Here is a 14209-nt window from a genome sequence, read left to right on the forward strand (position 1 = left end):
TGGGGCTAGTTTTCTAATAATTCGTGTACTTGTTCAACTAATTTTTTTGCAGAAAATGGCTTGACGACATACAAATTAGCGCCTAACATCATCCCTTTTTCAATATCACTTTCTTTGTTTTTTGCCGAAAGGAAAATGACTTTACAATGGGCTAATCGATCGTCTTTTTTGATTTCTTCTATAGTAGCATATCCGTCAACCATTGGCATCATTACGTCCAAAATGATTACATCTGGAAGTTGTTTTTCTAAAATTTCCAGTGCCTCTTTTCCATCGCGCGCAATAAATACTTCAAAATTGTTCTTTTTGAAGGTGTATTCTAAAGCCATTACGATATTCGGTTCGTCGTCTACGATTAGTATCTTTTTCATCCTCTTAGTTGTTTTCTGTTGTGTTGTAGTTGGGTAGTGTGAAGACAAAAGTGGCTCCTTCTATTACGTTATTTTCGGCCCAGATGGCGCCTTTATGATGTTCAATTATTTGTTTGCAAATGGCTAATCCTAATCCGCTACCGATTGGTTTTTTGACATTTTGGTTTCTAGATTGATAAAATTTGTCGAAGATGGCTTCAAAATCTTCATTTTTGATTCCTTTGCCGTTGTTGTGAATTGTTACGGCAACATTGGATTCGTTTTCAGTAATTTGAATGTGAATTAAACCATCTGTTTCAGCTGAAAATTTAATTGCATTCGATAATAAGTTATGAATCACTTGAATGATGCGTTCTTCGTCATAAAAAGCTCGAATTTCTTTGCCAGCATCTTCAAATACAACCTGTATTTTTTTATTTGCAATTAGTTGCTTAACCGATTCTAAGGTTTTCTCTACTGTTGAAACAATGTTATTTTTAGAGAGATAAATCTTTTGTTTGCCTGTTTCAAATTTTTCTAAATCCAAAATTTTATCAATCAAACGATTCAAACGATCGGATTCTGAGATGATATTTTGCAAAAATTGTTTACGTACTTCAAACGGTACATCTTCGTCATCATGTAAAATTTCACTAGCGGCTCTAATAGCTGTTATTGGTGTGCGTAATTCATGAGTAACGGTATCTAAAAATTCATCTTTTTGAATGTCTTTCTTAACAAGTTCTTCATTGGCCACTTTCAATTGCTCTGATATTTTTTGCAATTCATTGGAAGTATCGGTCAGTTTTTTATTAATGATGATATTTTCTTTGGACTCTTCTAAGATTCGCAACACCTCTGGCAGACTTATTTCGTCTTCTTTCACCACACTGGCTATTAAAATTTTGGCGGAAGCCGTACCAATATGTCCCGTTAATAAATTCTCGGCAAATTTTATAAATCGTGGGTCTGCAGTGGTAACATTTTTGTCAATGTTGTACTTTAAATTAAATATGGATAAGGCTCGTTTGGTTCTTTCTTCACCAAGAAAACGCTGCAAAACCTTTTCAATATCAGAGACATAGGCTGTTCCTTTCCACACAAAAGCATCTTCGTGATTGGTGATGTACTTGTCAATATCAACAAACATTTCGGCATAATTTCGTTCTCTGTAATTTCCTTTAAAACTAACAGAAATCGAAGCAAACCCAATTATATTAAAAAATAAACTCCAAAATAAAGCATGTGGGATAGGGTCTAAATAATCCAATCCAAAAAGTTGTAAGGGTTGTAATAAATCAAATCCCCAAGGACCTTCTTTTATGAATTGGCTAGTAGAATTAGATATCCCCAATGCATAAGGAATTAATAAAGTATAACAACAAATAATGAAGCCAAGAATAATTCCGGTTATTGCTCCTTTATTAGATCCTCTTCTCCAAAAAATAGCGCCGAAAAAAGCAGGGGCTAGTTGCGCTATAATTACAAAAGAAACAAGTCCAATGGAAACAAGGGAGTAATCTAAAATGAAAATTTTGTAAATCGCATAGGACAAAATAATCAATAAAAAGATACCTATTTTCCTGCTTCGTAATATTCTTGTATTGTTTTTATCTTGAGATTTGTTTCTCAGCCTGCCAACAAAACCATACGGAATTAATAAGTTATTACTTAACATGGTTGCCAATGCAATAGACGAAACAATAATCATCGAAATGGCGGCAGAAAACCCTCCTAAAAATACTAGAACGGTTAGTGTGTTGTTATTGAAAAATTGTGGAATCAATAAGGAATAAGTATCCGAATTGAATCCTTTCCCTTCAAATAAAATATTTCCTCCCCAAGCAATTGGGAAAACAAAAATATTGAATAGCAACAGGTAGAGTGGAAACAACCACATGGCGGTTTTTAAATGAGTTTCTTTGTTATTCTCTACAATTGCGGTATGAAATTGTCTTGGTAAAAGAAAAATGGCAAACATAGAGAGTATGCAAAGAAAAAACCAGTTGATGGCTCCAGTCAAACCTCCAATAGAATTTTTCTCAGCAAATTTTTCTAGTCCTGAAGCTTGTGTATAAATATCATCAAATCCGTCAAATACAAAGTAGGTGACATAGATTCCAATGATCAAAAAGAATACTAATTTCAATACCGACTCTAAGGCTACCGCAGTTACAATACCTCGTCTTTTCTCTGATGCATCTACATAACGGGTCCCGTAATAAGAGGCAAATAAAGCGAGTGCGATACACGCATAGGTAGAGGTGTCGTAAAAAATATTAGAACTAGATTCCGTTTTAGTAACGATATGAAAAGTGTCCGAGATGGACTTGAGTTGCAAAGCAATGTAAGGTACAATACCAAAGATACAAACGATGGTAACTAAAGCACCTAAAAATCTGTCATTACCATAACGTAATGAAATAAAATCAGCAATACTGGATATTTTATTCACTCTTGAAATGCGAATTATTTTTTTTAAAATAATCATCCAAGTAGGAATAATAATGATAGGGCCTAAGTAAATAGGTAAGTAATTTAAACCAGAATTGGCTGCAACGCCAATACTTCCGTAATAGGTCCATGCTGTACAATATACGGCAAGGGACAGCGAATAGATATAAGGATTGTTTGTCCAACGAGAATGTCCTCTTTTTTCTGCCCAATAGGCAATATAAAAAAGGATTAGCATATACAATACTAAAATTAATAAAAGGGCTACACTACTCATAATATCTTTTAATAATTAAGTAGGTTATACCTATAGAAAATAACCATATAGAAAACACGTAAATGTACACAATAGGAAAGCCTAAAAATGGTTCAGAACTATCAAACAATAACAATAATGGCATGTTCAATGCTAAGAGTAATAGCATTGAAAGGATTACCAATTTTTGTTCATGTCTTTTTTTCATATTGTATACTACTAGGTATTCAGTAAAGTTATTGGTCTAGTATATTTTATTTTCAGTAGTATTTCTTAAAATATACAAACGCTGCCATAAATGACAGCGATTGCATAATTTTAAATAGAAATTACTAATTATTTATCACTGTATTCTCCTGTCAATGAGTAATAACCAAAGATTCCTAAGCCTCCAACAATAATTGGAGCAAGTACAAATGTGTATATAATTGCTGGAATCATATCTTCTGGTTTTCCAGATTCAAATTTTGGTATCGCTTGATCGATTATTAGGAAATAAGCCGCTGCGACTCCAATCCCAATCCAAACCAATCCTAATATTTTTTTTATTGCGTTCATAATATTTTTTTTAAAGTTACACTATTTACTGTTTATTCTTTGTGTGAGGTACTTTTACCGTCAACATAAATGGCACCAATTACAAAACATATACCACCAATTAAGATTGGATACCAAAGACCTTCTAAATAAGGTTCGGCTACTGCTACCGCTTCACCAGCTGCTGCTGCGGCATCATTTGCTTTTGTTGCTGCTGCCACTAACGAAGTAGCTACCGCAGGAAGCAATCCTCCAAAGATTCCATTACCAATATGGTATGGTAATGACATCGAAGTATAGCGAATTTTTGCAGGGAACAACTCAACTAAGAAAGCTGCTGTTGGTCCGTACACAATAGTTACAAAGAAAATTTGAATAAATACTAACCAAATCAAAGTCCATTTGTCTGATTCATTCACTACCATAGTTTTCTTAACTTCTACTTTAGGTTTTCCGTCGTCACCAATTTTAGCTACTCCATTTTCTAAAGTTACGGTTTTAACTTCTTTCCAAGTTGCACCATCAGTATACTCTTTGGTTGTTGTGTACACAGAGTCTAATGCTTTTGCTTTATTCTCTTTCGTTTCAGCTACTACAACTGTTTTAGCCTCAATTTCAGTTTTGTTTTTGATACTAGCAGTTTCATACATTGCACTGTAAATTGGTCTATATGCGATCACTGCAATTAAAATACCTGTAAGCATTAACCATTTTCTACCGATTTTATCAGACAACCATCCGAAGAATACGAAGAACGGAGTTGCCATTAAAATAGCATACATCATGATATCACCTACTTGGTCAGTTAAGCCCATTACTTTTTCTATAAAACTCATAGCATAGAATTGTCCTGTATACCAAACTACACCTTGACCCATAACTAATCCAAATAAAGCTAGCAACACAAACTTAAAGTTCAATTTATTACCAAAGCTTTCTTTCAATGGATTTTTAGAAGTTTTACCTTCTGCTTTTACTTTTGCAAATTCAGGAGATTCGCTCATGTTTTTACGAATCAAATAAGAAACTAAAATCATAAGGATTGAAACCCAAAACGGAACTCTCCATCCCCAATCTTCAAATGCCTCTTTACTCATGGCGCTTTTAGTAGCCATAATAACAAGTAATGATACAAATAATCCAATTGTAGCAGTAGTTTGAATCCATGAAGTCCAATAACCTCTTTGTCCCGGACCAGCGTGTTCAGCTACATAAGTTGCTGCACCACCGTATTCCCCGCCAAGAGCTAAACCTTGAAGTAAACGTAAAATTAATACTAAAGTTGGTGCTAAGAAACCAATCGTTTCATAACTTGGAATACATCCAATTAAAAAAGTGGCTCCTCCCATTAATAAAAGAGTAACCATGAACGTATATTTACGTCCAATCAAATCGCCTAAACGACCAAAGAACAATGCTCCAAAAGGGCGCACAACAAAACCTGCAGCAAAAGTTGCCAATGTAGATAGGAAGGCAGCAGTTGGATTGTCTGAAGGGAAAAATTTAGTTGAAATTATAGTAGCTAAACTACCAAAGATGTAAAAATCATACCATTCGATCATGGTACCTACTGAAGACGCTCCAATAACTGTCCATAAGGAGCTTTTTTTGTTTTCATTCATAATGTAATTGTTTTTGGGTTGATTGTTAATAATTTTTTAAAAACTGTAAACTGCTGAAACAGTCGCTCTAAAATTTGCTACTTTGTTTTCTATTCCAGAAATAGAAAGGTCTTTTTGAGTGTTTCCATGTGTAGCAGCTGTATATTCGATTTCAGGAGTAAGTCTAAATTTGTTCTGTTTGAAATCAATTCGAGCTGATGCTCTTACTATATCCTTAACTCCTCTTGTGCTATTAATCCCTCTGCCATAAATACCAAGAGCTGATGTGTTCGCCGATGTACCATCTTGGTTAGTGAATCCAAAGAAAAAACCAGGTGCTGTTGTTGCACTATTGCTTGCAATATCCAACCAAAATGAGTTAGTTCGAATTCCTTCATAGGTAACCGGATTAGTTCCATTTGCATAGCTTGCATAGCCGCCAAGCATAACTAAATGATGTAAATTTTCTCCAGATATTCCATATGCTTTAATATGAAATTTTTCTGCATTGTATTTAAAATAAGCCAGAACTGAAGTTGAATTTAGAGTCTCGTTAGATTTAACACCATTACTCTCAATTAATGGTTTGTTTGGGTAAAGCTCAGCTCCTAAACCAGCAATTACCGATTTGTTTCTGAATTCTATTTTTCCATGCATCGCTGGAATAACGCTATTGTAAACAGGAGAGTTTTGCTTTCCATCAATTGGGAAAGCTCCAAATTCTCTGTCTTTATAAGCAATGAACGAAAATTTAAACTGATTGCTTAATTTTTGATCTAATCTAAATTGAGTTGCCCATCCAAAAGGATTGAAAGGAATACCCGTAGAGAAGTTAGCCACCCCCGGGAATACCTCAGGTATAAATTGAGGGTACCAAGTTTGACCAAATGTTAATGATGTTTTTTCCCAGTCTAATTTAGCGTATGCATGACGTAATCTAAAAAGGGCAATAGATTGTTCTGTATTTCCAAAGAAATCGCCTTCTAAAACACCAGAAGCTTTTGCCCCCCATACATCTGGGCCAGACGCTTTAACTCCAAGTCGAGACACTACAGAAAGAAAATTAGAAGCACCGCTCGCATTGATATCTGCTCCTTTTGAATCAATTTTTTTATCAAGTGGCCAAAGATTAAGATGGAATTCTCTTACTTGTGCAGATTGTCTCGTGTCTATACTATAGTCTACTCGAGCAAAACCGTACAGCTCTGTTTTAAATGGTTTTGGAGGGGTTTTCTCTTGCGAAAAAACAAAAGCTGTACATAATAGTGCAGCAATAAAAAGTGTTTTTTTCATAGTAATAATTGGTTAAATAATAAAATGGTTAGTTTTCACAGTGCCAAATTCAATTATTTTTCTATTAAAAAAAATTACTATATATTTTTTTGTAAACTACTATAGTTAGTCTTTAAAACGTTCCCATTTTATTAGCATAAATTTATCTCCAAGTTCGGTAATTATCATTCCGGCACCAGAAAGTAAATCTTTATTTTTTAAATATTCTACAAGTTCTAAATGATTAAATATCTTGTAAGTAGGGTGGTAGTTAGTATGGGTTGGTTTTTTTATATTGAAGCTTTTTACCCAATTACTGATGGTAACGTGAGAAACGCCTATAATCCGTTCGATTTCTCGATAACTAAGACCTTCTAAGTAGAGTTGCAAAGCTTTAGTAACATAATAATCATCTATCTTTTTTCCTATTTTATTAACGGTAAAGAAATAGTTGCATTTTTTACAAGCATACCTTTGTTTATGGTTAATTATGCCGCTTTTAACGATATGATCGTTTTGGCATTTTGGACAGGCAAGAATTTCCATATATATAAATTTTGCATAAATATAGTAAATTAGCAAATATACAAATCATAAATCAATAAAAAAACATATAAATAATTAGAGAGACTTTATTTTTATTAGAAAAACAGTAAACTTTTAACAGTAAAACGGGTGATTTTCAAAATAGGTAAATTTGACTTTGAGTAATAACCTGATATTTTTAATTGAAGAAGCCAGAGTTGTTTAATAAATTGTAAAAACAAAAAACCCACTCGTTAGAGTGGGTTTTGTGGTACCTCCTCCCGACGCTTCGGGAGGACGCTTCGGGAGAACCATGGACATATGTATTTTTATTTTTTCGATAAAATATCTTTAAGTATTTCAGGGTTTTGAATAATTTTTTCAATAAAAATTTTACTTTTCATTTTTTTAATGAAACGTTCAAGAAAGAGTGATTCGCTTCGGTCAATACATTCAAAATTTAAAGCTAATGTCCAGTCATTGGCAATTTTAGAAAAAGCGTTAGTATATCCATGTTGGTTGTGTTTGAGAATTCTCTCTTTAACATCATGAGTTTCGCCTATATAATATTTTGTGCTTGTTTTTGAATGTAGTATGTAAAGAAAATGGGGCATGGTTTGGGAGTTTAAAAAACAAAAAACCCACTCGTTAGAGCGGGTTTTGTGGTACCTCCAGTCCCGACGCTTCGGGAGAACCAGGGACATATGTATTTTTATTTTTTCGATAAAATATCTTTAAGTATTTCAGGGTTTTGAATAATTTTTTCAATAAAAATTTTACTTTTCATTTTTTTAATGAAACGTTCAAGAAAGAGCGCTTCGTTTCGGTCAATACATTCAAAATTTAAAGCTAATGTCCAGTCATTGGCAATTTTAGAAAAAGCGTTAGTATATCCATGTTGGTTGTGTTTGAGAATTCTCTCTTTAACATCATGAGTTTCGCCTATATAATATTTTGTGCTTGTTTTTGAATGTAGTATGTAAAGAAAATGGGGCATGGTTTGGGAGTTTAAAAAACAAAAAACCCACTCGTTTGAGCGGGTTTTGTGGTACCTCCAGGGATCGAACCAGGGACACATGGATTTTCAGTCCATTGCTCTACCATCTGAGCTAAGGTACCTTGCTTATGCGGGTGCAAATATAGAATCATTTTTAATTTATCCAAAACAAATATTAAAAAAAATCAATTCGTACCTTCGCCTTGTAAATTAAAACTATATGATTCTAACAATCGATGTTGGGAATACCCGAATTAAAGGTGCTGTTTTTGAGAACGATACCTTTGTTGAGCAATTTCAATTTGAGCCAAAAGCACTACAAAATGGTATTGAAAGTATTTTAAATAAATATCTGAGCGCCTCCGATTTGGTAGTTGCAAGTGTCGGAAATTTTGATAAAAATGACTTTTTATCCTTTTCAAATCGGATTTCAATTCACTTTGTATCACATCACGACCCTTTCCCATTCCTGAATGCATACGCTACTCCAAATACTTTGGGGATTGATAGAATGGTTTTGGCCTCGGGTGCAACAATTCGATATCCGAATCAAAATAGATTAGTAATTGATGCGGGTACTTGTGTGACATACGATTTCATAAGTCAAGATGATGTGTATTTGGGCGGTGCTATTTCTCCGGGTTTACGCTTACGATATCAGTCTTTAAATAGGTTTACTTCAGCTTTGCCTTTATTGGAGTCAGAATGTCCAGATTATTTTATCGGAAATTCAACGGCTAATTCAATCCACTCGGGTGTTGTAAACGGATTAGCTCATGAGATAGATGGTTTTATTGAAGAATACCGAATGCGTTACCCAAATTTTATTATAATTTTAACGGGTGGAGACGCAGAATTTTTGGCTAAACGATTAAAAAATACCATATTTGCCAATTCAAATTTTCTGTTGGAGAGTTTGAATCAAACCTTTCAATATAAAATGAAAAATGATTAAAAGAATTGTATTTAGTATTTGTCTTCTAGTTTCTGCTTATTCTGTTGCTCAAGAAGGAACAGCCTCACCGTATTCTTTTTTTGGAATCGGGGATGTTCGTTTTAAAGGAACCGTTGAAATGCGAGCTATGGCTGGAATAGGTGTAGAACAAGACAGTATCCATATTAACTTAGATAACCCTTCAAGTTTTGCTAATTTGAAACTTACCACATTTGCGTTGGGCGGTGGTTTTAATCAGACTAATTTAAAATCAGCTAAGGAGTCGGCAGCTGTTCAAAGGGTTGCGTTAGATTATTTAGCAGTTGGATTGCCTTTGGGTACTAAGGCAGGGTTAGGTTTTGGTTTAATTCCGTATTCTTCTGTTGGATACAAAATTGAATCAATTGCAACAGATGCGACGCAAAACAGTAGTCGTTTTGACGGTAAAGGTGGTCTTAACAAAGTGTTTCTAGGTTTCGGATACAAATTGCTCCCACAATTAAGTTTGGGCGCAGATGCTCATTATAATTTTGGAACAATAAACACATCCAGTTTGGAATTTTTATCTACAATTCCTGTGGGAACTCGAGAGATAAATAATGTTACCTTGACGGGTTTTAACTTCAATGTTGGTTTAATGTATCAAACAAAGCTAACCGCTAAAACTAATTTTTATAGCAGTTTCAATTATTCGTTGGAGAGTAGTTTGAAATCAGTTAATCTAAGTTCAATTTCTACAGTTTTAATTGACGCTGAATTTAATAATTCATTAGTCGATACTTCAGACCAGATTGAAACTACCACAAATTTAACTACTCCAAGTAAAATGACTTTAGGTATTGGCTTTGGATCTTCTAAAAAATGGTTGTTAGGAACACAAATTAGTTTTAGAGATGCGGCTAATTTTGTTAATACATACAATGACTTTAGTGCAGTTTCGTATGGAAAGTATCAAAAAGTTAGTCTTGGAGGGTATTACATTCCAAATTATAATTCCTTTACGAGTTATGCTAAAAGAATAGTGTATAGAGGAGGGTTGAAATACGAACAAACAGGCTTAATTGTGAACTCTAAGTCGATTAATGATATAGGAGCTACAATGGGTATTGGTTTTCCTGTGTCAGGATCTTTCTCGAACATAAATTTAGGATTTGAAATTGGTAAAAGGGGAACTACATCCCAAGGTTTAATTCAAGAAAACTATGCTATTTTGAGTCTTAGTTTGTCGTTAAATGATAGATGGTTTCAGAAGAGAAAATTTGACTAAACTTAATCTCACTTATACTGTTTAATTTGTACTTATGAATAAAACCTGTCAATTTTTATTTTGTCTTTTTTTAATTTCGCTTACTGCTTGTGAGAGTAATTTTAAAGACATTCAAAAAGACAATTTTTCAGATTTTGTTCCAAGTAACAATGCTGATGAGGTTAATTTAAAATACACTGATTCAGGAAGAATTACAGGGATTTTAGTCAGTAAAAAAATGTTGGATTATGCAGTAGTTGATTTTCCATTTACTGAATTTCCTAAAGGGATTCGCGTCACTCTATTTGATAAAAATGCAAAAGAAACGGTGATTACATCAAATTATGCGGTATCGTATAAACAAACAGGAATCATTGATTTGCAAGATAAAGTTAAAATAGTTTCAACTGATGGTCAAATTCTAGAAACAGAACAATTGTATTTCGATCAAAAAAATTCTTGGTTTTTTACTGAAAGAAAATACAAATTTAGCTCTCCAAGAGGAGTGTCTAATGGACAAGGAATAGATTTCAGCAAAGATTTTAAAGTAATTAATTCACAAAGAATAACAGGCGAAGTTGACTCCGCCGATTAAACATATATAGTATGAGCTACCTTAAGTATACTCCTTATTTGTATCTAATTTTAGGAATTTATCTTATTATTGATTCCGTTATTAATTGGAATAATCCGGCTGAAAATGCCGAATTAACTTTGATTTTCGCAGCAATTGCTATTTTCTTATTTGGATTTAGAAGACGCTATGCGAAACGTTTTGAAGAGCGAAGAAACAATAGAAATCAAGAATAGTAGAAAAGCAATCATAAAGTATTTTCATAGTCTATTGTTTTTATTTGAAAAAATTTAAAAAAACTTTCAAAATAAACTACTTGTACTATAAATATTAACTAGATAATTGTATTTTCGCAAACTGAATATAAATTAATTAGAATAAAATGGCAGTTTTAGCAAAAATTAGACAACGTTCCGCATTATTAATTGGTGCAATAGCACTTGCTTTATTTGCATTTATCATTCAAGATTTGATTGGTAAAGGTGGTATCGGACAAGATACAAAAGATGTAGGAACTGTTAATGACAAAGATATTTCGTTTGAAGACTTTAGAGTTAAAGTAAGTAATGTTGAGAAAAGTGGTCAAGGAATCACATCTACTCAAGCAGCAAACCAAGTTTGGGATCAGGAAGTCTCTATTGCTTTGTTAACTTCAGAGTTTGAAAAATTAGGATTAAGAGCTGGAGAGAAACACTTAATTGAAGTGTTGAAGGCCGATCAAAATATTGGAGGTAATCCTTTGTTTTTAAATGCAGCAGGATTATTTGATTTGGCAAAATTTAAAGAATATTTTAAAGCAAATCCAGAGCAAGCTCAATTTTTACAAGAGAGAGAAAAGTCAGCTGAATTGAATGCTAAATTCCAAATGTATAGCACTTTGGTGAAAGCTAGTTTATATACTACTGAAGCTGAAGGGAAATTGAAATACGAAATGGAAGCAAATAAAGTAAATTTTGCTTACGTTGCAGGATTATATTCAACTATTAAGGACAGTGAAGTAAAAGTAACTGATGCTGAAATTGTAGATTTCATGAAGAAAAATGAGAAAAAATACAAAGCTGATCCATCAAGAGAGATTGAGTACGTTTTGTTAGAAGATAAAGCATCGGCGCAAGATGAAGCTGATGTTAAAGCTAAAATAACAGCATTATTGGCTGGTAGCGTAGTTTACAACTCAAAAACTGGAAAAAATGATACAGTAGCAGGTTTTAGAACTGCTGCTAATGCAATAGATTTTGTAAATTCAAATTCAGATGTACCTTACGATTCTACTTATGTAGCTAAGAAAGACTTGCCTGCAGTTGATGCAGATCAGTTATTCAACTTGGCTCCTGGATCTGTTTACGGACCGTACAAATTTGGAAATTACTATTGTCTTTCTAAATCTTTTGGAAAAAGAGCCGGTGTAAATGCTAAAGCAAGTCATATCTTGATTAGCTATGAAGGAACTCAAGTACCAAACAAGAGAGAGAAAAGAACAAAAGAGCAAGCCTTGGCAAAAGCACAAGCTGTTTTAGCTCAAGTAAATGCAAATCCAGATAGTTTTATGATGTTAGCATTTTCTAACTCAGATGATTCTTCTGCACAACAAGGTGGTGATTTAGGATATTTTGGTCCTAACCAAATGGTTAAACCATTCAATGATTTCGTTTTTGGAAATGCGATTGGAAAAGTTGGTTTAGTTGAAACTCCTTTCGGTTTTCATATTATCAGAATTACAGATAAACAAGATGGTGTGCGTTTAGCTACAGTAGCTCAGAAAATACAGCCTTCTGAAGCAACTTCAGACAAAATCTTTACTCAAGCTACACAATTTGAAATGGATGCGGCTAACAAAGACTTTGCTAAATTAGCGAAAGACATGAAATTAACGATTGCTTCTCCTGTTACAGTAACTGGTATGGAAGAAAATTTTGCTTCTTTAGGAAACCAAAGAGCTATCGTGAGATGGGCGTTTGAAGAAGGTTCTAAAGTGGGTTCAATTAAGCGTTTTGAGTTGGCTAATATTGGTCACGTAATTGCAAGAGTAAAATCTATTGATGATTCAGGTTTAGTTCCGGTTGCTCAGGCTAGAGCTTATGTAGAGCCAATTCTTAAAAATAAGAAAAAAGCAGAGTTAATCAAAGCGAAGATGACAGGTTCTTCTTTAGAGGCAATTGCAAAAGCAAATAAAACTAAAGTAGAACAAGCAGCCAATATTACAATGGAAAATCCAGTATTCGGTTTAGTAGGAGCAGAGCCTAAAGTGGTTGGAACTGCTTTTGCCTTAACTGCTAATAAAGTCTCTGCGCCAATTGAAGGTGCAACTGGTGTGTATGTTGTTAAAAATGTAAGTACTTTAAAAGCACCTGCTTTAAAGAACCACTCAGCTTATGTAGCTAAATTAAAACAACAAACTGCTGGTGATGCAGGAAGAATTCTTCCAGCGTTGAAAGCGAATGCTACAATTGAAGACAATAGAAGTAAGTTTAATTACTAAGTTGTACATTATATATAAAAAAAGCCAAGACATTGTCTTGGCTTTTTTTGTTGGTTTTATTTTGAGAAATTATACTATCATTTCTTGATAAGGAATCACCGTTTCATATCCTTTAGCAACAAAATAAGACTTTGGGTTTTCTTTTGAGACTACTAAAACAAAATCACCACCCCAAGCGCCTAAACTTTTTACAGCGCCATCAAATTCAGGAAACAAAGCATTTTTAACCGTTTCGGTCTTTAAAAGCGCACTTAAAAGAGTTTCGTGTTGGTTAATTATCTGAGTAAATACTTCTAAGTTGTCAGCATCTATAATAGACTGGGTTATTTTGTCAATCGTTTCAATAAAGTCCGTTAATTGATTTGTTTTATTAGAATGGTATTCTGCTATTGCCGATTTACTATTTCGTTTTTTGTTCAAATACACAAAATAGAGGTTTTTAGCGAATTCAGGCTCAAAAACCACTTGTGTTATCTTGGGTTTCCCATTTACAATAGAGTAGGTAATAGGCGTGTTGTTTTGCGCACAAGCAATATCATAGCCGCTGCCGCCAAAACTTTGATGTAGCAATTCAAAAGCATCTATTTGAAACCATTGCGCAATATTATTAATTAAGGTGGACGATGTGCCTAATCCCCAATTTCTTGGAAAACTTAATTGAGTTATAACTGCAAGTCCTTCTGAATTAGAAAACACATTGGAATTCATAGTATTAGCCACTTGCAATATTTTGATGAGCGTTGCTTTTACTGATTCAGTAGTAGTGGTGTTATCTTGAATTTCTTGAAATGAAAGGGTTTCTTCAAACCAAATACTTCCATCGGCATCATAACTTTTCCAATGAATACTTTTTGTTTGTGTTTCTTCTACAATGAGGTTTTGTCCCATTTTGGTAGGCAATGCTAATCCTTTGGCACCATCCAAAATAAGGTATTCTCCTGAAATTAATAATTTGCCGTTACTGTAGAAGGTCTTTTGCATTCT

Annotated in this window: 14 protein-coding genes and 1 tRNA gene; 5 read left to right on the forward strand and 10 right to left on the reverse strand. The window is 33.7% G+C overall.

Going from position 1 to position 14209, the window contains the following annotated elements; genetic code table 11:
* Positions 1-5 precede the first annotated feature (5 nt).
* The 9 genes from LPC23_RS04145 to LPC23_RS04190 all read right to left on the reverse strand — a co-directional run bounded on the left by LPC23_RS04145 (position 6) and on the right by LPC23_RS04190 (position 8114).
* Entirely contained in the window at positions 6-371 is a 366-nt protein-coding gene (locus LPC23_RS04145; RefSeq protein ID WP_229326811.1) for a response regulator transcription factor, read from the reverse strand.
* 4 nt (positions 372-375) lie between these two features.
* Positions 376-3081 (reverse strand): ATP-binding protein, encoded by a 2706-nt coding sequence (locus tag LPC23_RS04150; RefSeq protein ID WP_229331315.1) that lies wholly within the window; start codon positions 3079-3081, stop codon positions 376-378.
* 315 nt (positions 3082-3396) lie between these two features.
* Positions 3397-3618: a DUF6814 family protein gene (locus LPC23_RS04160; protein ID WP_229331317.1), complete on the reverse strand. Its 222-nt coding sequence runs from the start codon at positions 3616-3618 to the stop codon at positions 3397-3399.
* Positions 3619-3650: 32 nt separating this feature from the next.
* Positions 3651-5219: an MFS transporter gene (locus LPC23_RS04165; RefSeq protein WP_229331319.1), complete on the reverse strand. Its 1569-nt coding sequence runs from the start codon at positions 5217-5219 to the stop codon at positions 3651-3653.
* A 36-nt stretch (positions 5220-5255) separates the two neighbouring features.
* Entirely contained in the window at positions 5256-6491 is a 1236-nt protein-coding gene (locus LPC23_RS04170; protein WP_229331321.1) for a hypothetical protein, read from the reverse strand.
* Positions 6492-6596: 105 nt separating this feature from the next.
* Entirely contained in the window at positions 6597-7016 is a 420-nt protein-coding gene (locus LPC23_RS04175) for an IS1/IS1595 family N-terminal zinc-binding domain-containing protein (protein ID WP_229326823.1), read from the reverse strand.
* A 308-nt stretch (positions 7017-7324) separates the two neighbouring features.
* Positions 7325-7609: a GIY-YIG nuclease family protein gene (locus tag LPC23_RS04180; RefSeq protein ID WP_229331323.1), complete on the reverse strand. Its 285-nt coding sequence runs from the start codon at positions 7607-7609 to the stop codon at positions 7325-7327.
* A 98-nt stretch (positions 7610-7707) separates the two neighbouring features.
* A complete protein-coding gene (locus LPC23_RS04185; protein ID WP_229331325.1) occupies positions 7708-7992 on the reverse strand; it encodes a GIY-YIG nuclease family protein in 285 nt (94 codons plus the stop codon).
* A gap of 49 nt (positions 7993-8041) precedes the next feature.
* Positions 8042-8114: transfer RNA gene (locus LPC23_RS04190), tRNA-Phe, on the reverse strand.
* Between the two features lie 98 nt (positions 8115-8212).
* On the opposite strand from LPC23_RS04190, the gene LPC23_RS04195 reads away from it, so the two are divergent.
* The 5 genes from LPC23_RS04195 to LPC23_RS04215 all read left to right on the forward strand — a co-directional run bounded on the left by LPC23_RS04195 (position 8213) and on the right by LPC23_RS04215 (position 13225).
* Complete coding sequence (locus LPC23_RS04195; RefSeq protein WP_229331327.1) at positions 8213-8947, forward strand: type III pantothenate kinase; 735 nt, start codon at positions 8213-8215, stop codon at positions 8945-8947.
* Positions 8940-10193: a BamG family beta-barrel-assembly machinery protein gene (gene bamG / locus LPC23_RS04200; RefSeq protein WP_229331329.1), complete on the forward strand. Its 1254-nt coding sequence runs from the start codon at positions 8940-8942 to the stop codon at positions 10191-10193. Before LPC23_RS04195 ends, bamG begins: the two co-directional genes overlap by 8 nt.
* A 34-nt stretch (positions 10194-10227) precedes the next feature.
* The gene (lptC, locus tag LPC23_RS04205) at positions 10228-10767 is read left to right on the forward strand and encodes an LPS export ABC transporter periplasmic protein LptC (RefSeq protein WP_229326854.1); all 540 of its coding nucleotides are present in this window, start codon (positions 10228-10230) and stop codon (positions 10765-10767) included.
* An 11-nt stretch (positions 10768-10778) separates the two neighbouring features.
* Positions 10779-10982 carry a hypothetical protein gene (locus LPC23_RS04210; protein WP_229326856.1) on the forward strand — a complete coding sequence of 68 codons (204 nt, stop codon included), beginning with the start codon at positions 10779-10781 and terminating at the stop codon, positions 10980-10982.
* 146 nt (positions 10983-11128) lie between these two features.
* Positions 11129-13225: a peptidylprolyl isomerase gene (locus tag LPC23_RS04215; RefSeq protein ID WP_229331331.1), complete on the forward strand. Its 2097-nt coding sequence runs from the start codon at positions 11129-11131 to the stop codon at positions 13223-13225.
* 69 nt (positions 13226-13294) lie between these two features.
* Here LPC23_RS04215 and LPC23_RS04220 read toward each other — a convergent pair whose 3' ends face one another.
* Entirely contained in the window at positions 13295-14206 is a 912-nt protein-coding gene (locus LPC23_RS04220) for a GYDIA family GHMP kinase (protein WP_229331333.1), read from the reverse strand.
* Positions 14207-14209: the final 3 nt, after the last annotated feature.

It is taken from the genome of Flavobacterium ammonificans (assembly GCF_020885975.1).
Taxonomy (GTDB): Bacteria; Bacteroidota; Bacteroidia; order Flavobacteriales; family Flavobacteriaceae; genus Flavobacterium; species Flavobacterium ammonificans.